The sequence below is a fragment of the Kordiimonas aquimaris genome (assembly GCF_025574485.1).
Taxonomy (GTDB): Bacteria; Pseudomonadota; Alphaproteobacteria; order Sphingomonadales; family Kordiimonadaceae; genus Kordiimonas; species Kordiimonas aquimaris.
On record NZ_JAOBPO010000005.1, the window covers coordinates 174,903 to 192,288 of the forward strand.

15 protein-coding genes are annotated in these 17,386 nt (G+C 46.5%); 14 read left to right on the plus strand and 1 reads right to left on the minus strand.

Going from position 1 to position 17,386, the window contains the following annotated elements; genetic code table 11:
* Positions 1-104: 104 nt before the first annotated feature.
* From hflK to OEU88_RS15630, 3 genes are all read left to right on the plus strand, one after another.
* Entirely contained in the window at positions 105-1,175 is a 1,071-nt protein-coding gene (hflK, locus tag OEU88_RS15620) for an FtsH protease activity modulator HflK (RefSeq protein WP_262696145.1), read from the plus strand.
* 2 nt (positions 1,176-1,177) lie between these two features.
* On the plus strand, positions 1,178-2,050 hold the full coding sequence (gene hflC, locus OEU88_RS15625) for a protease modulator HflC (protein WP_262696146.1): 873 nt from the start codon (positions 1,178-1,180) through the stop codon (positions 2,048-2,050).
* Between the two features lie 306 nt (positions 2,051-2,356).
* On the plus strand, positions 2,357-3,865 hold the full coding sequence (locus OEU88_RS15630) for a DegQ family serine endoprotease (RefSeq protein ID WP_262696147.1): 1,509 nt from the start codon (positions 2,357-2,359) through the stop codon (positions 3,863-3,865).
* A 63-nt stretch (positions 3,866-3,928) separates the two neighbouring features.
* Here OEU88_RS15630 and serB read toward each other — a convergent pair whose 3' ends face one another.
* Complete coding sequence (serB, locus tag OEU88_RS15635; protein ID WP_262696148.1) at positions 3,929-4,828, minus strand: phosphoserine phosphatase SerB; 900 nt, start codon at positions 4,826-4,828, stop codon at positions 3,929-3,931.
* Positions 4,829-4,872: 44 nt separating this feature from the next.
* Here serB and miaA point away from each other — a divergent pair, with 44 nt between their 5' ends.
* The 11 genes from miaA to rodA all read left to right on the plus strand — a co-directional run bounded on the left by miaA (position 4,873) and on the right by rodA (position 17,347).
* A complete protein-coding gene (gene miaA / locus OEU88_RS15640) occupies positions 4,873-5,817 on the plus strand; it encodes a tRNA (adenosine(37)-N6)-dimethylallyltransferase MiaA (protein ID WP_262696149.1) in 945 nt (314 codons plus the stop codon).
* 345 nt (positions 5,818-6,162) lie between these two features.
* Positions 6,163-7,956, plus strand: a complete 1,794-nt coding sequence (locus OEU88_RS15645; RefSeq protein ID WP_262696150.1) for an acetolactate synthase 3 large subunit — start codon at positions 6,163-6,165, stop codon at positions 7,954-7,956.
* Between the two features lie 34 nt (positions 7,957-7,990).
* A complete protein-coding gene (gene ilvN, locus OEU88_RS15650) occupies positions 7,991-8,503 on the plus strand; it encodes an acetolactate synthase small subunit (RefSeq protein WP_262696151.1) in 513 nt (170 codons plus the stop codon).
* A 57-nt stretch (positions 8,504-8,560) separates the two neighbouring features.
* The gene (gene ilvC, locus OEU88_RS15655) at positions 8,561-9,580 is read left to right on the plus strand and encodes a ketol-acid reductoisomerase (protein ID WP_262696152.1); all 1,020 of its coding nucleotides are present in this window, start codon (positions 8,561-8,563) and stop codon (positions 9,578-9,580) included.
* Positions 9,581-9,838: 258 nt separating this feature from the next.
* The gene (locus OEU88_RS15660) at positions 9,839-9,994 is read left to right on the plus strand and encodes a hypothetical protein (protein WP_262696153.1); all 156 of its coding nucleotides are present in this window, start codon (positions 9,839-9,841) and stop codon (positions 9,992-9,994) included.
* A gap of 95 nt (positions 9,995-10,089) precedes the next feature.
* Entirely contained in the window at positions 10,090-11,637 is a 1,548-nt protein-coding gene (locus OEU88_RS15665) for a 2-isopropylmalate synthase (protein ID WP_262696154.1), read from the plus strand.
* Between the two features lie 215 nt (positions 11,638-11,852).
* Positions 11,853-12,887 carry a rod shape-determining protein gene (locus OEU88_RS15670; RefSeq protein WP_262696155.1) on the plus strand — a complete coding sequence of 345 codons (1,035 nt, stop codon included), beginning with the start codon at positions 11,853-11,855 and terminating at the stop codon, positions 12,885-12,887.
* A 54-nt stretch (positions 12,888-12,941) separates the two neighbouring features.
* Positions 12,942-13,829, plus strand: a complete 888-nt coding sequence (gene mreC, locus OEU88_RS15675) for a rod shape-determining protein MreC (protein ID WP_262696156.1) — start codon at positions 12,942-12,944, stop codon at positions 13,827-13,829.
* Positions 13,829-14,335: a rod shape-determining protein MreD gene (gene mreD / locus OEU88_RS15680; RefSeq protein ID WP_262696157.1), complete on the plus strand. Its 507-nt coding sequence runs from the start codon at positions 13,829-13,831 to the stop codon at positions 14,333-14,335. The genes mreC and mreD overlap by 1 nt, the downstream gene beginning before the upstream one ends.
* Positions 14,336-14,342: 7 nt before the next feature.
* Positions 14,343-16,193: a penicillin-binding protein 2 gene (mrdA, locus tag OEU88_RS15685; RefSeq protein ID WP_262696158.1), complete on the plus strand. Its 1,851-nt coding sequence runs from the start codon at positions 14,343-14,345 to the stop codon at positions 16,191-16,193.
* Entirely contained in the window at positions 16,190-17,347 is a 1,158-nt protein-coding gene (gene rodA / locus OEU88_RS15690; protein ID WP_262696159.1) for a rod shape-determining protein RodA, read from the plus strand. The genes mrdA and rodA overlap by 4 nt, the downstream gene beginning before the upstream one ends.
* Positions 17,348-17,386: the final 39 nt, after the last annotated feature.

The window sequence follows — 17,386 nt, forward strand, 5'->3', positions numbered from 1 at the left end:
AGCCGCACGGTCCCTACCATATATACCATAGCAACACACAAGCTTTTCTGTGCGATAAGCTTGATGACTATGCCGTATCGGCAGCGCCTAGAGGGAGTATCTTAATGTCTTGGCAAAATAATGGAGACGGAGACCGTCCCAACCCGTGGGGTAACGGACAAAAAGGCGGCGGTGGCCGCGGCGGTGGCAATGAGCCAAACTTGGATGAGGCTATCCGCAAAGGACAAGAAGCACTCAAGAATGCCTTGCCCGGCGGCAAAGGTGGCCCATTACTGATTATCTTAATCTTGCTACTGTTTTGGGTTGGTATGGGTATATACCGGGTTCAACCGAACGAACAGGGTGTAGTGTTGAGGTTTGGCGAGCGTACAATTTTAACAGGGCCGGGCTTGCATTGGCACATGCCTTATCCGATTGAAACTGTCGAAGTGCGAGGTGTTACGAACGAGGAAACAATCTCGATTGGAAATCGTGCAGCTAGTTCTCGTCGCTCAGGTAGTCTGGATGAAAGCTTAATGCTTACCCAGGATGAAAACATTGTTGATGTGCGTTTCAATGTTGTTTGGCAGATTAAAGACCTTGGTAATTATCTCTTTAAATTACGTGATCCTGAAGGAACAATTAAAGCTGTCGCAGAAAGTGTGATGCGTGAACTTGTTGGTCAAAATAGAATCGTACCAATTATCACCACTGCTCGTGAAGCTTTGCAGCAACAAGCGTTAGAACAAATTTCATCAACGCTTGATAGCTACGAAAGCGGTGTGAGGGTTTTGAGGGTTCAAATTATCGAATCAGAGGCGCCTGAAGCAGTTAAGGATGCATTTCTTGACGTTCAACGTGCCGAGGCTGACCAGCAGCGTTCAAGAAACGAAGCTGCACGCTATGCCAACGAGGTTATTCCTGCAGCACAAGGTGAAGCAGAACGTATGACACAACAAGCTGAAGCATACCGTGCGCAGACTGTCGCGCGTGCTGAAGGTGAAGCCGCACGTTTTACTTCGGTATACAATGAGTATGTGTTGGCTAAAGATGTTACTCGCAAACGTATCTATCTTGAAACCATGGAAGGTATTCTTTCTGGCATGGATAAAATCATCTTGGAGGGTGAAGGGTCTGGCGTTGTGCCTTACCTACCACTGAATGAGCTGAACAAATCGAAAAGCGGAGGACAATAGCCATGAATACTAAATCAATTGCTTTAATTGTAGTCCTTGGCCTAGCAGGGTTTGTCGGTCTTAACAGTTTGTTTATCGTGAGTGAGCGTGAGCAGGCGATTGTAGTTCAATTTGGTAATCCTCAACGAACTGTTCCAAATCCGGGGCTACACGTTAAGGTACCATTCTTTGAACAGGTAATATTTATCGATAAACGTGTTCTCAGTCTTGATATTCGACCACAGGAGCTTCTTGCGAGCGACCAACGCCGTATTCTGGTCGACAGTTTTGCGCGTTATAAAGTTGTAGACCCGCTGCGTCGTTATCAAGCGGCGGCAACAGACACGATTGCCAGTGATCTTCTTGAAGGTATTATGGTGTCAACTGTTCGGCAAGTTCTTGCCAGCCAACCGATGCAAGCGATTGTATCTGGTCAGCGTGCAACGTTGATGGAAGAAATTAGCCGCCTCACAAACGAACGTGCTGAGACTATTGGTCTTGAGGTTGTTGACGTTCGGTTGAAGCGTGTTGATCTTCCGATTGAAAATAGCCAAGCAATTTTTCGCCGTATGGAAACAGAGCGTCAACAAGAAGCCGCAGAGAAACGGGCTGAAGGCCAACGTGATGCAGTGAAAATTACATCCGATGCTGATCGTCAGGTTGCTGTTTTGGTGGCTGAAGCCGAGAAGAAGTCGCAAATTATTCGTGGTGAAGCCGATGGGCGTGCGGTGAAGGTATTTGCTGAGGCATTTGGTAAAGACCAAGAGTTCTTTGAATTTTACCGCACGATGCAAGCATATCGTGCCGCTATTAATAAAGACGATACGCGCCTTGTTCTGTCGCCAGACAATGATTTCCTTAAGCTGTTCCTTGGTTCCAGTAAAGGTGGCAACTAATAAGGTGATCAAGCTTCAGTGAAGTAAGATTGAGGCGACAAAAACCACGGCATGTATATTGTCGTAAACACCAACATAAGCTTTGCCTTATTTATGAGGCTGAGCTTATGTTATATTAGAGACTATATTAGAAGTGAGCATAAAGCGCTGCTTGTCGCAGTGCCTGAACAATCTGCCGCAAAGCAGACTATTGTGTGCTTGACCTGATGTAGCGATGATACCACATGCGTCGTGACGATGGGCAATAGCCTGTTGGTCATGATGAAGAGTAAGTATCGAGTGAATAAGAAAAGAAGGAGTCGTGCTTTGCGCACTAATTTGACGAAAGCAATCGACCAGCGAGCTAACATGTGGGCAATGCGTGCCCTATTGACTGCCACATTGATCGTGGCAATGGCTATTATATCAATTCAGCCTGCGGCAGCACAGCGCGGGCCGGACAATTTAGCGGATCTGGTTGAGCAACTAGCACCTGCTGTTGTTAATATTTCAACTGTTCAAACTATTCGCCAACGCAGTCGAGGCAATAATCGTCGGCTACCCCAAGTGCCTGACGGTGTGCCGTTTGAAGAGTTCTGGGAACAATTTCGGGATCGCTTTAACGAAGAACAAGAGCCACGTCAGGCGCGATCGCTTGGTTCTGGTTTTATTATCGATAAATCTGGTATCGTAATTACAAATAATCACGTTATCGAAGATGCTGATGAAATCACAGTTATCCTTGCTGACGGTACCGAGTTTGACGCAACACTTTTGGGGCGCGACACGCTTTCGGATGTGGCTGTCCTTAAAATTGAAAATGAAGACAACTCAGATTTCCCGTTTGTAAAATGGGGTGATGATGAAGGTTCTCGTATCGGTGATTGGGTGATGGCTATTGGTAACCCGTTTGGTCTATCAAGTACGGTAACTGCCGGCATTATTTCGGCCCGTAATCGTCCGATAAACAACGGCGATGTTGAGTTCATTCAAACGGATGCTTCCATTAACCGTGGTAATTCTGGCGGTCCACTCTTTAATCTGGATGGTGAAGTTATCGGCGTAAACACAGCTATTTTCTCACCCTCTGGCGGTAACGTTGGTATCGGGTTTTCTATCCCATCAAATTTTGCCAAGGATGTAGTTGAGCAGTTGCAAGAACACGGCAAAGTACGTCGTGGATGGTTGGGTGTAACAATTCAAGCACTTACAGAAGAAATTGCCGAGACACTTGAGCTGGATATCAAAGACGGTGCAATGATCACAACGGTTGAGCCTGATAGCCCTGCGGATGACGCAGGTTTGCAAGAAAGCGACATCATTGTGACGTGGGACGGTAAACCTATCAAAGACTCTAGCGATCTGAGTCGTAGCGTGAAGCGCACGCAGATTGATAAAGCAGTGAAGGTTGAAATATACCGTAACGGTGAACGCCAGACAGTTGACGTGAAAACGGGAGCTTTTCAAGATCCTATCGTTACGGAAGAGGGTGCTGAAGAGGGTGAAGATCGCCCACGCGAGCGTTCTGATCGTGAACTCGTCGAAGGTATGGAGCTTGCTCCGTTGAACGATAGCATGCGTCAACGCCATGAAATAGACGATGATATTGAAGGTGTTGTTGTGCTGCGGGTATCCCGGCGAAGCGCTGCTTACCGCGCCGGTATTCGTGTTGGCGCCGTTATAACACGTGTTAACCAACAACGTGTTGATAACCCTGCTCAGATCGTTGATTTATTCAATGAGGCGATTGAGGAAGACCGAGAGCGTATATTGGTACTTGTGAGCTATCGCGGTAACACTGTTCATATTCCACTGCGTTTAACGCAAGACGAATAATCTTTCATCAATAGCCAAATAATAATTAAGGGCCGGGAAACCGGCCCTTTTTCTTTTCTAATATTATCCCACGACAAATTCGGTTTCGCTGTACCCTTGGAAAAACAATAGGGTGGTAAGATCACCGTATCTCACTGCGGCTTTTGCCTCTGCTGCAGTTTTTGGCTTTGCATGATAAGCAACACCGAGGCCAGCAGCATTAATCATGGGAATATCATTTGCGCCATCACCAACGGCAAGAACATGCGACTGTTTGATATTAAGTTTGGAGCAATATTCTTTTAACGCTTCCAGCTTGGTTTCTGCGCCGCATATTGGTTCAGCTACCTGACCGGTAAGCGCCCCGTTGTCATCAAGCAGAATGTTGGCACGGTTATCATCAAACCCAATATGACCTGCAACACGCTTGGTGAAAAACGTAAATCCACCGGACACCAATGCTGCGAAAGCACCGTTCTTTTTCATTGTTTTTACAAGTGTTTCTGCGCCCGGCATAATCTGTATGCGGTCATTATAGCATTTTTCAAGATCGGTTTGCTTGAGGCCGGCCAGCAAAGCCACACGTTCTTTAAGTGCGTCCTCAAATTCTAGTTCTCCCCGCATTGCAGCTTCTGTAATATGAGAGACCTTATCTTTCAGCCCGACGAAATCTGCAAGCTCATCGATGCATTCAACAGTGATCATCGTTGAGTCCATATCAGCAATCAGCATCAATTTTCGGCGCGTATCATCGAGTGTTTGCAGGCACCAATCAAGACCATTAATTTTATCCAATGTGCTTGCAAACTGAGTATACAGTGCGCCTATAGAAGGCGTATTAAACTTTATATCCAGGGCACGCTGCTCACTGAGTGGTGTTTCTGTGCAATCAAAAGCCTCCAGAACTTTTTTTGCCGAAGACCTCGCTTTTTCAAATGTTTGATGGTCACCGGGGTTGACGACGAGAGTCAAAACTATATCCATGATGTGGTTCCGAAGTTTTTGCAACAGATTGGACGATTGTTAAAGTGAAGCGTGCTCTTTTTATTGCAGGTCCGACAGCAAGCGGCAAGTCAGCATTGTCTTTGCAGGCAGCTGACGTGTTGGATGGCATTATTATTAATGCTGATAGTATGCAGGTATATAAGGAACTTCCTGTCCTGACGGCTTGCCCGTCTGCTGATGATGAAAAAAAAACGCCGCATCGCCTTTATCGTTTTCTCAATGCTGATCAGGTGTGTTCGGCCGCTTTTTGGGCCGACAAAGCCATGGAGGAAATCGAGTCTGCCTGGTTACAGAATAAAACACCAATTGTTGTTGGTGGCACTGGTATGTACTTCAAAATTCTGATTGATGGGATAGCGAAAATTCCGGATATTCCACATGTTGTTCGCCGCGCTGTTCGCCAACAATGTGAAGAAGAGGGTAGTAAGGTATTACACGGTGAGTTGTCACAGTATGATACTTTGACAGCTGCCCGGTTGCCTGAGGGCGATAGTCAACGCATATGTCGTGCAGTAGAAGTTTATAGGGCAACGGGTATAGCGCTTAGTGTCTGGCAGCAGGACACGCCGCCGGGTCCGATGACAGAGCTGGATAAACAGGGTGGCTTGACCAAGGTAATTTTGAGTCCTGATCGAGATGTCTTATACGATAGATGTAATAGGCGTTTTGATCAGATGATTACTCAGGGTGCATTGGATGAAGTTAGATCGCTCGATTCTCAGCAGCTACCCCATGACCTACCCGTTATGCGCGCCCTTGGTGTGCCTTCTCTGATTGCTTATTTGCGTGGTCAACTTCATATGGATGAGGCTTTGAACGATGCCAAGATGCAGACCCGCCGTTTTGCAAAGCGGCAGTTAACATGGTTTCGCAACCAATTTTCTGACTGGAATCGATTGAGTGCGCAATATTCGGAAAGAGAATTTGCAAATTTTGTTAATAAAATACTCAAATCAAAGGTTGACTGAGTAATTTTCGTACAATAAAACAGTTAGTGACGATATCACGCCAGCCTGCGATGTCGTCAGGAGTCTGTCAGCCCAAAGCAGACTCCAACTGTGACGAGACCCACCCCGGGGGCGCTCTTAGAGCGCCCCCAATTATTTGAGAGGTGTTTTCTTTTTAAAAAGCATCTCTTTTACGGCGGTGTACAATGCCGATGACGTTGCTGAATACATAGCGCTTTAGCAATAAGCGTGTGATGAAGCGAGCGTCGGCGGAGACTGTTGCAGGTATGTATATTTGGGTGAAAATTAGGTGTAACAGCGAAAGCTGTTCACTATTGTATAGTAACTGAATTGTGGGCCGTGACCATGACTGCTGCAACAACAATTGATTCTGCCAAGACTGCCGATGCACCAATAATTAGTGGTGCTGAAATGATTCTTAAGACATTGGCGGAGCTTGGTGTCGAAGTCATTTTTGGTTACCCTGGTGGGGCGGTCTTACCTATTTATGACGAGATTTTTAAGCAAGACAAAATAAAGCATATTTTAGTGCGTCATGAACAGGCAGCAACGCATGCGGCGGAGGGTTATGCCCGTGCAACCGGAAAGCCGGGTGTTGTTCTGGTGACGTCAGGGCCAGGCGCTACAAACGCTGTAACTGGTTTGACAGATGCAATGCTTGATTCGATCCCCATGATTTGTATCACAGGGCAAGTTGCGCGGCATCTCATAGGTAATGATGCCTTTCAGGAAGCAGATACAGTTGGTATCACACGACCCTGCACCAAACATAATTACTTGGTGAAAGAAACTTCGGATATTCCGCTTGTCCTTTCCGAGGCTTTCTATGTTGCAACAAATGGCCGACCAGGGCCTGTGGTCATTGATATGCCGAAAGATGTACAGGTTGATAAGGATGCGTTCCTACCTGTTACACAAGCTACGCACCGCACATACCGCCCGCAACTGGAAGGCGATGAAGCAGCGATACGTGAAGCTGTTGCTGCGATGGCAAAAGCAACAAGACCAGTGATCTATTCTGGTGGTGGTGTAATAAACTCCGGCCCTGAAGCATCTAGGTTACTTATCGAATTCGCGCACCTTACCGGGTTTCCTGTAACCAGCACGCTTATGGGACTGGGTGCATTTCCTGCTAGTGATAAGCAATTTCTTGGCATGCTTGGTATGCATGGTACATGGGAAGCTAATCATACCATGCATGATTGCGATGTTATGCTGGCGATGGGAGCGCGTTTTGATGATCGTGTGACCGGGCAAATTGATAAATTTTCACCGGGATCACAAAAGATTCATGTGGATATTGACCTTTCTTCAATCAACAAGAACGTTGCAGTTGAGATACCGATCATTGGCGATGCTGAACACGTGCTGCGCCGCATGATCGATATTTGGAACGAAGAAGGTTACGGTAAAAAACAGCCACCTCTGGATACTTGGTGGCAACAGATTGATGTTTGGCGCAGCAAGCAATGTCTTGCTTACGAAGATAGCAGCGACATTATTATGCCGCAGAAGGCTCTAGAGCGTTTGCAAGCTCTGACGAGAGATCACGATACAATTATTTCCACCGAAGTTGGTCAGCACCAGATGTGGGCGGCACAATTTATGGAGTTTGAAGGTCCAAACAGGTGGTTAACATCTGGTGGTCTTGGCACAATGGGCTACGGCTTGCCTGCCGCTATGGGGGCACAACTTGCATTTCCGGATAATCTTTGCATCGATATTGCTGGAGAAGCATCTATTCAAATGAATATCCAGGAACTGGGAACACTCAAGCAATATAACTTACCGGTTAAGATATTTATTCTGAATAATGAATTCATGGGTATGGTGCGCCAATGGCAGGATTTGAGTTACGATGGAAGGCATTCAGAAAGTTATTCAGACTCGCTACCTGACTTCGTCGCGCTTGCTAATGCATATGGTATTAAGGGAATGCGTGTTTCAGATCCAGCTGACCTCGATAAAACCATCACTGAAATGATTGCGCATGACGGGCCGGTTGTTGTTGATTGTCAGATTGCAAAACTTGAAAACTGTTTCCCAATGGTACCAGCAGGTGCCGCACACAATGAGATGATGCTTTCGAGCGATGGCGGGATTAAAACAACTGATGCAGATGCATTAGCTGTTGTTTAGCAATTTACTGCAGATGAGTTGAGCGGAATATTCAATGAAAGAACAAGGTACAATCGCAACACATACCATTAGTGTTTTGGTGGATAACGAGGCTGGTGTGCTGGCGCGGGTTAGTGGCTTGTTTTCAGGTCGCGGATACAACATCGAAAGCCTGACTGTGGCAGCTGTTAATAATGGTGATGATCGATCAAGGATCACGATTGTTACTACGGGAACGCGCATGGTTATTGAGCAGATCAAAGCGCAGTTGGACCGGCTGGTGCCGGTACATAAAGTTGCTGACCTGACAATAGACGGCGCTCACATTTCACGAGACCTTGCGCTTGTGAAAGTGTCTGGTGAAGGCGAGAAGCGCGTTGAGGCACTGCGTATTGCAGATGCATTCCGCGCACGTGTTATCGATTCTTCCCGTTCTAGTTTTATATTTGAGCTAACAGGGTCAGCAGAAAAGCTGAACGCTTTTACAGAAATTATGAGTGAGCTTGGTTTGGTTGAAGTTGCGCGTACGGGTGCTGTGGCACTTTCGCGCGGGAAAACCGGACTATAAATTAAATTTAAGAAAACGACGGAGCATCCCCGTGCTTCATTTTTTAAGGAAAATACAATGCGTGTTTATTTCGATAGCGATGCCGATCTAAATTTAGTGAAAGATAAAACTATTGCCGTGGTTGGCTACGGCAGCCAAGGGCATGCGCATGCTGCCAATTTGCGCGACAGCGGTGTTAAAAACGTTATTGTTGCTCTGCGTGAAGGCTCGGCAACGCGCAAGAAAGCAGAAGCTGCTGGTTTCCAAACTATGACTGCGAGCGAAGCCGCGGCAACGGCTGATATGGTTATGCTACTGGCACCTGATGAGCTGCAAGCTGCTATCTATACTGAAGACCTTGCTGCAAATATGAAGCAGGGAGCAGCACTTATGTTTGCTCATGGTTTGAATGTCCATTTTGGTCTTATTGAAGCGCGTGCTGACCTGGACGTTATTATGGTTGCCCCAAAGGGTCCGGGTCATACAGTACGGTCACAGTATGCGATGGGCAAAGGCGTGCCGTGCCTTATTGCGGTTGACCGCGATGCGTCAGGAAAAGCCCATGATTTATGTCTTTCATATGCATCTGCTATTGGCGGTGGTCGTTCAGGTATTATTGAGACTAACTTCCGCGAGGAATGTGAAACCGACCTATTCGGTGAGCAAGCTGTGTTATGCGGTGGTGTCTCTGAGCTTATCAAAGCAGGGTTTGAAACATTGACCGAAGCCGGATACGCGCCGGAGATGGCTTATTTCGAATGCTTGCATGAAGTGAAACTTATTGTAGACCTGATTTATGAGGGCGGCATTGCTAACATGCGTTATTCGATCTCAAACACTGCTGAATACGGTGACTATAAAACCGGTCCACGCATTATTACTGACGAAACTAAAGCAGAAATGAAACGCGTGCTTGATGATATTCAGCAAGGGCGCTTTGTAAAAGATTTCATGCTTGATAATGCGGCAGGTAATCCTGAACTTAAAGCACATCGCGGTTTGGCGCGGCGCCACCCGATTGAAGAAGTTGGTACTAAATTGCGCGGTATGATGCCTTGGATGCAAGAAGGTAAACTGGTTGATAAAGACAAGAACTAATTGCTGATTTATTATCAAAGATACAAGAAGGGCTGCTGGATAAACCAGTGGCCTTTTTTGTATCTTATATACTCAGGTACAGTGCATTAAATCGGCAAACAGGTTTTGTTCGGCGATCTGCTATCAAACGATGCTTCTGAGGTGAGTATGTTAGTAATCACCTTTGATGATATTGTAATATAATTACTCAAAATTACGGCTTGCAATAATAATAGGTCATGTTATTTCTTGCTTTGTGAAACTTAATGGGCATTTGATATGAGCATTCAACCACGCCGCGAAACGCAAGGCAAAGCTATTGCAGCCATAAGGCAGCAACAAATCGCTGTGCGTATTCGGTATGCTGCCATAACCTCTACGGCGTTGCTGATGGTGCTCATGCTACTAGGGTCGGGCCGACTAATCGGCCCTTAAGCACACCAGCAGAAACGTATGTATTCGTTTCGGTGCTTAAGGGGACTGCTAGAGCTATTCATTACCCAGTATCAATATAAATTCAGGAAAATCCCATGTCACACAGTGATAAGGACAGTGTTCGCATATTTGACACAACGCTACGCGATGGTGAACAGTCACCTGGCGCATCAATGACTATTGAAGAAAAAATACGCATTGCTGAACTATTGGAAGCTATGCGCGTTGATATTATCGAGGCAGGTTTTGCCATTGCGTCAAACGGTGATTTTGAGTGCGTGCAGAAAATTGCACAGCAAATTAAACAGTCTACAGTTTGCTCTCTAGCGCGCGCAGCCTTGCCTGACATTGATCGCGCAGCCGAGGCACTGAAACAGGCAGCTCGTCCAAGAATTCACACTTTCATAGCAACTAGCCCTTTGCATATGAAAGTTAAGCTTCAAATGGAGCCAAAAGCGGTAATTGAAGCCATTCACGCATCGGTTAGCCATGCAAGAAATTTTGTCGATGATGTGGAATGGAGCGCGGAAGATGCGACGCGTACCGAGATGGATTTTTTATGTCAGGCGGTTGAAACGGCAATTAAAGCTGGTGCAACCACGATCAACTTACCTGACACGGTTGGTTATACAACACCAAGAGAATACAGAGAGATGTTCCAGTCGGTGATTAACCGCGTTCCCGGCGCTGCCAAAGCCATTTTCTCCACTCACTGTCACAATGATCTTGGTTTGGCTGTTGCTAATTCTCTTGCGGGTGTTGAGGGAGGTGCGCGCCAAATTGAATGTACAATCAACGGTATCGGTGAACGGGCCGGTAATGCTGCCATGGAAGAGGTTGTTATGGCACTGCGTACACGTGCTGATGCCATGCCTTACCACACAAATATAGAGACAACGTCGATTATGAAAGCAAGCAAGCTGGTATCAACTGTTACTGGCTTTAATGTGCAGAATAATAAAGCAATTGTCGGCGCAAATGCTTTTGCTCACGAATCTGGTATCCATCAAGATGGTATTCTGAAGAATGCTGAAACTTATGAGATTATGACGCCAGAATCGGTGGGAGTTACCAAAACCACTTTAGTCATGGGGAAATTGTCAGGCCGCGCTGCTTTTGCGGACAAATTAAAAGACCTTGGTTATGAACTTGGCGACAATGCATTTCAGGATTGTTTTCGGCGGTTTAAGGAGCTCGCTGATCGCAAGAAGAATATATACGATGAAGATATTATTGCGCTGGTTGATGATGAAGTCGCAACTGCAGAAAACCGCCTTCGCCTTGTTGCGTTGAATACACACTCGTCCACGGATGGCACAGCGGTTGCAGACTTGACGATGTCTATTGACGGGGAGCCGAAGAAGTCTGTTGTGTATGGTGCTGGCCCAGTTGATGCCGTGTTTAACGCTGTGAAAGATGTGATGGACTGGCACCCGCGACTGGTTATTTTCCAGGTTCATGCAATTACACAAGGGACCGATGCCCAAGCAGAATGCACAGTTCGTTTGGAGGAGGATGGTCGTACGGTTAACGGCCAAGGCGCTGACGAAGACACAATAACGGCTGCGGCTCGTGCTTATATTGCTGCGATGAACAAGCTAATGATTAAACGCGAAAAGAGAGCCATTGCTGCAACAGGCTGATATGTCCAAAACAATTTTAATAAAGTTTCCAGCTTTTGGTGCGCATTTTTCTGTTTCAAACACTGGAAATATCTCTTTTTTTACTAAACATGCAAAAAAAAACAAAAACTCGCCTCATTAGCCTGCCAATAGACTTGTATCCGCAGTATAACTGGCCCATAACCAGCGGTGGGGTTGGTTCTACCAACTGTTTGTTCAAGAATGTGAGGCGCTAAATGCTTTCCAAATTACTCGGAATGTTTTCTTCTGATATGGCCATCGATTTGGGTACGGCCAATACACTAGTATATGTAAAAGGTCGTGGCATTGTGCTGAACGAACCTTCGGTAGTAGCCATTAAAAGTGATCAGGGCAGAGATAAAGTTATTGCCGTTGGTGATGAGGCAAAGCTTATGCTTGGCCGAACGCCTAACGGGATTCGCGCAATTCGACCACTGCGTGATGGTGTGATTGCAGATTTTCATGTCGCTGAACAAATGATCAAGCACTTTATTCAGAAAGTACATAACCGCTCATTTGCAAGCCCGCTGGTTGTTGTTTGTGTACCGTCAGGCTCGACAGCAGTTGAACGTAAGGCAATTCAAGAATCGGCCGAGCAGGCAGGTGCGCGCAAAGTATATTTAATTGATGAGCCAATGGCTGCTGCTATTGGTGCAGGGTTGCCTGTGACAGAAGCACAAGGTTCAATGGTAGTTGACATCGGCGGTGGTACCACTGAAGTTGCAGTATTGTCGCTGTGCGGCATTGTGTTTGCCACGTCTGTTAGGGTTGGCGGCGATAAGATGGATGAAGCATTGATCGCGTATATTCGCCGTAATCATAACCTGCTAATCGGGGAGGCGACAGCTGAGCGTATCAAAAAAGAAATTGGTACAGCTCTAATTCCTGAAGATGGTGTTGGTGACACAATGGTCATTAAAGGCCGCGATCTTATGAACGGCGTTCCAAAGGAACTTGAAATTAATCAGTTGCAAGTATCAGAAGCACTGTCTGAACCTGTAAGCGCTATTGTTGAAGGTGTGAAGGTTGCGCTTGAGCAAACAGCGCCTGAGCTTGCTGCCGATATTGTTGATTTAGGCGTTGTTTTAACCGGCGGTGGCGGACTGTTACAGGATATGGATACGGTCATTCGCAGGGCAACAGGATTGCCGGTAACTATCGCTGAAGAACCGTTAACGTGTGTTGCACTTGGAACTGGCCGTGCGCTTGAGGATGAGTCGTTGCGTTTGGTGCTTACAGAAAGTTATTAATCGACCTGTTTCGCCGTTTTAGTGAAGGTGGCTCTTAACAGGAAGAGGTGATCAATGCGTAGAGAAAACATCAGCGCCAGCCGTGCGCGCCTTAGGCGCAGTGCACGTGGGCGCGATGCGTTTTGGCTCTACATGATTGTAGCTCTTGTTTTGTTATTTCTTGAAATGCTTGGCCCAGGAGTGCCGCGAACAATTCGTGGGTATGCAAATGATCTTGTTGCACCGCTTTTGATTGTGCTTGACGAGCCCATTCGTGTTGCACAATCAGGAATGGAACGCTTGGCTGGCGTGTCAGATATATATGTAGAAAATGCTAGCTTGCGCGACGAAAATGATCGTTTGCGTCAATGGAGAGAAGCTGCACAACGTCTGTTGTTAGAAAACGAACGCTTGCGTGATATCTTGAAAGTGCCACAACGGGAAATACCCCCTCTTGCTACAGCAAGAGTGATTGGTGTTGGTGGTGGAGCTTTCGAGCGCAACGTAATCATTAATGCAGGCTCCGGCGATCAGGTGTTAGCTAATTTACCGGTGGTTGATGAGGAAGGTCTGGTTGGTCGTACCATTGAGGTAGGCCGTATGACATCCAGAGTGTTGTTGATTACGGACTTCAACAGCCGTGTTCCGGTAAGACTTGAGCGTATTGACGAAGTTGCGGTTGCTGAAGGTTTAAATGAGCCATTATTACGATTACGTTTTTTGGCTGCAGGTGTGAATGTAAGAGTAGGTGACCGCGTTGTAACTTCTGGTCATGGTGGATTGTTTCCGCCAGATTTGCCTGTGGCGCAAGTGGCTTCGGTTGATAACGAGATGATTTTGCTGAGCCCGTTAAGTTCGCTAGGCTCGCTTGATTTTGTTAGAGTGATGGATTACCGCCCTTTGCCTCCTGAACTGGAGACTGATAGCGTGATTGAAGAGACAGATAGGGAGCCACAGCAATAATGAGCCGCAATGCGAGTGGAATAGCAACATTTGGTCTTGCTGGTTTAACACCAGTGGCTCTAACCTTGTTGTTGTCCGCATTTATGCTCTTGCCGCTTGGCAGCAGTGTTGCCGGTTATGCGATGCCTCATCTGGCAATGATATCATGTTTTTATTGGTTGTCGTCGCGACCGATGCTTATACCATACGGTGCTTGCGCAATTATTGGTATTCTTCTTGATTTGTGGATTGGTGTGCCTTTGGGCATTAACATGGCTATGTTGCTCCTTCTGAGACTGTTTGTTCTCAATCAATTGAAGCATTACCGTGGACGTAATCGCGGTATTCACTGGATAGTATTTTCAGTAATGGCATTTGGACTGTTTTTAATGTCTTGGTTATTAATGTCGGTTATATCGGGTACTTTTCTTGATCCATACACTGTGTTTTTTCAGTGGTTGATCACATCCTTCTTTTATGCGCCTGTAGCCTACCTGTTGGGTCGTGTGCGGCGCTGGGTTTTGTAGGTGTTACATGGCTCGTGAAGGATTAAGATACCAGGCCTTTTCTCGAAGAGCACTTATAATGGCCGGTTTGCAAGGTGTAGCTTTCACGGGACTTGGGTTGCGTCTTTATTACCTCTCGGTCGTTGAAAGCGAGAAGTATAAACTGAGAGCAGACCGTAATCGTATTTCTGTTCGATTGATTGCACCTGAGCGGGGCGAAATTTATGATCGCAATGGCGAAATTCTAGCAACTAATGTCCAAGATTTACGTGTTTTGTTAGTGCCCGAGCAAACTGAAGATGTAGGCCCCACTCTTGCCAAGGTTCAATCAATAGTCGACCTTAGTGATCGCCGTCTTTCCCAAATTGAGCGCCGTATCAAGCGCCAACGCAAATTTGTGCCAGTTACGTTGGCACAAGGATTGGATTGGGAAACTTTCAGTCGTGTTAATGTACAGATACCTGAATTACCTGGTATCCAAACAGATGCCGGTTTAAGTCGATTATATCCTGGTGGAAACGCTATTGCGCACCTTGTTGGATATATGGCGAGCCCGGATGAAGATGACATTTATAAAAGCCCTTTATACCAGTTGCCCGGTTTCAAGATAGGCAGACAGGGCCTAGAGCGTCGATACGAAGATTTACTCAGAGGCGGGTCAGGTACGCGCCGCGTAGAGGTGAATGCAGTTGGTCGTGAAATCAGAGAACTTCCGCCAAGGGAAGAAGCAACACGGGGCAATAACTTACAGCTGACACTTGATATGAAGTTACAGCAATTTGTTATGCGGCAACTAGGTGAAGAAGCCGCTGGTGCGGTTGTTATGGACCTACAAGACGGAGATGTGCTGGCACTTGCATCATCACCGGGATATGATCCTAATGAGTTTTCACGCGGTATCAGTAACACCAATTGGCAAGCATTATTGAAAGACCCTCGCACGCCGCTACTCAACAAAAGTGTCACGGGCATGTATCCGCCCGGTTCTACAATAAAAATGATCATAGCTCTGGCGGCTCTTGAACAAGGAATTATTAAATCTGAGAGCGAGTTCTACTGTAACGGTCGGCATCGTCTCGGCAACAATACGTTCCATTGCTGGCGCAGGCAGGGGCATGGCAAGCTTAATCTAGTCGATGCAATAGCCAAAAGTTGTGATGTGTATTTTTACAAGATTGCCGAGCAAATGGATATTGATGACATTGCAGAAATGGCACGTCGCTTTGGCTTGGGCGAAATATTCAATGTTGGTGTTGACGGTGAGAAAGAAGGCTTGGTGCCGGACCGTGAATGGAAACAGGTGATTCAAAATCAGCGCTGGCAATTAGGTGAAACTCTTAATGTTGCAATCGGGCAAGGGGCAATGCTGGCAACGCCCTTGCAACTTGCAGTGATGACAGCGCGACTTGCGTCGACGCGAAAGATAACACCGCGCCTTGTTGCGAATGAGGCTTTGCCTACAGACAGTTATTTCGAACCTATGGACATTAACCCGTTCCATTTGCAGACAGTTTGCCAAGCAATGGAAAAAGTGATGGAGCAGGGTGGTACTGCGTTTGATTTGCGAAGGCCAAAGTCAGCCGCAAAATTAGCAGGCAAAACAGGTACGGCACAAGTGAGGCGCATTTCCATTGCGGAACGACAACAAGAAGGCGGGGTAGTCGATAATAAGGATTTGCCTTGGCAAGCACGGGACCATGCTCTGTTTGTAGGTTATGCGCCGGCTGAAAACCCCAAGATTGCAGTTTCTGTGATTGTCCAGCATGGCGGTGGTGGATCAAGTGTGGCGGCACCACTTGCACGTTCGATCATTGATGAAGCGCTAAAACTATATGAACAACCAACTGTTACTGCTTCAGTAGATGAGGCTTCATCATGAGTGTTAGCAGCAGTATGTTCGCTTCGCGACGTGTGCAGCAAACTGTTTTACAACGAATAATCGGACAAAACTGGGGAATCGTGCTGGCCATGGTGATGCTAGCTTCTGCGGGCTTTGCCATGCTGTACTCTGTTGCTGGTGGTACGTGGGAGCCATGGGCTGCACAACAGATGATAAGGTTTTCGGTTGCCCTTGTTTTGATGTTGGCTATCGCTGTTATCGACATTCGATATTGGGTTGCCGCTGCATATCCTGCTTGGTTCTTGGGGGTGTTGTTACTAATTCTGGTGGAGGTTAACGGCGCTACAGGAATGGGCGGCCAGCGATGGCTTGATATTGGCTTTATGCGGCTTCAACCATCTGAATTGACAAAGATTGCAACAATAATGGCATTAGCACGTTATTATCATGGCAGAAACCATACGCAGAGCCGCAGTTTACGGTCATTGTTTGTACCTATTATACTGCTGGTTATTCCTTTTGTTCTGGTGGTTCGTCAGCCGGACCTTGGAACTAGCTTGATGATTATTGCGGGCGGCGTTGCTGTTATTTTTCTTGCCGGCGCACCAGCCTGGTTGTTTGCTATTTCAGGAATAGGTATTGCTGCTGCAATTCCAATTGGGTGGCAGTTTATGCGGCCTTATCAGCAAGACCGGGTTCTTACGTTTCTTAACCCTGAAGCGGACCCTCTTGGTGCTGGGTATCAAATTACACAGTCAAAGATTGCTCTTGGATCCGGCGGGATGACAGGAAAGGGCTTTATGGAAGGTACGCAAAGTCACCTTAATTTTTTGCCTGAGATGAAAACAGATTTTATTTTTACAGTACTGGTTGAAGAATTCGGATTGGTAGGAGCAGGTATCGTGCTTGCTTTATATGCAATTGTGCTGATGTATGGCCTCTTAATGGGTATTGGTTGCCGCAACCAATTTGGAAGATTACTGGCTTCAGGGCTTTCTATTTCGCTCTTCCTGTATGTTTTGATCAATGTGGGTATGGTGATGGGGCTTATGCCTGTTGTTGGTGTTCCTTTGCCGCTTATCTCTTATGGAGGTTCGGCAATGTTAACATGGATGATAGCGTATGGATTGATATTGTCAGTAGCTACGCATCGACACATGACAATAGCGCCAAAAGGTAGCGGTATTATATAAGTCTAAGTATACATTTAAGTATTTCATCAGAGGGTAGGG

Bases quoted from the DNA above. Each gene is read 5' to 3' on its own strand.
- OEU88_RS15670 (WP_262696155.1), top strand. From the start codon at position 11,853: ATGCTTTCCAAATTACTCGGAATGTTTTCTTCTGATATGGCCATCGAT.
- serB (WP_262696148.1), bottom strand. From the start codon at position 4,828: ATGGATATAGTTTTGACTCTCGTCGTCAACCCCGGTGACCATCAAACA.
- ilvN (WP_262696151.1), top strand. From the start codon at position 7,991: ATGAAAGAACAAGGTACAATCGCAACACATACCATTAGTGTTTTGGTG.
- mreD (WP_262696157.1), top strand. From the start codon at position 13,829: ATGAGCCGCAATGCGAGTGGAATAGCAACATTTGGTCTTGCTGGTTTA.
- OEU88_RS15645 (WP_262696150.1), top strand. From the start codon at position 6,163: ATGACTGCTGCAACAACAATTGATTCTGCCAAGACTGCCGATGCACCA.
- ilvC (WP_262696152.1), top strand. From the start codon at position 8,561: ATGCGTGTTTATTTCGATAGCGATGCCGATCTAAATTTAGTGAAAGAT.
- OEU88_RS15665 (WP_262696154.1), top strand. From the start codon at position 10,090: ATGTCACACAGTGATAAGGACAGTGTTCGCATATTTGACACAACGCTA.
- hflK (WP_262696145.1), top strand. From the start codon at position 105: ATGTCTTGGCAAAATAATGGAGACGGAGACCGTCCCAACCCGTGGGGT.
- mrdA (WP_262696158.1), top strand. From the start codon at position 14,343: ATGGCTCGTGAAGGATTAAGATACCAGGCCTTTTCTCGAAGAGCACTT.
- mreC (WP_262696156.1), top strand. From the start codon at position 12,942: ATGCGTAGAGAAAACATCAGCGCCAGCCGTGCGCGCCTTAGGCGCAGT.
- hflC (WP_262696146.1), top strand. From the start codon at position 1,178: ATGAATACTAAATCAATTGCTTTAATTGTAGTCCTTGGCCTAGCAGGG.
- rodA (WP_262696159.1), top strand. From the start codon at position 16,190: ATGAGTGTTAGCAGCAGTATGTTCGCTTCGCGACGTGTGCAGCAAACT.
- OEU88_RS15660 (WP_262696153.1), top strand. From the start codon at position 9,839: ATGAGCATTCAACCACGCCGCGAAACGCAAGGCAAAGCTATTGCAGCC.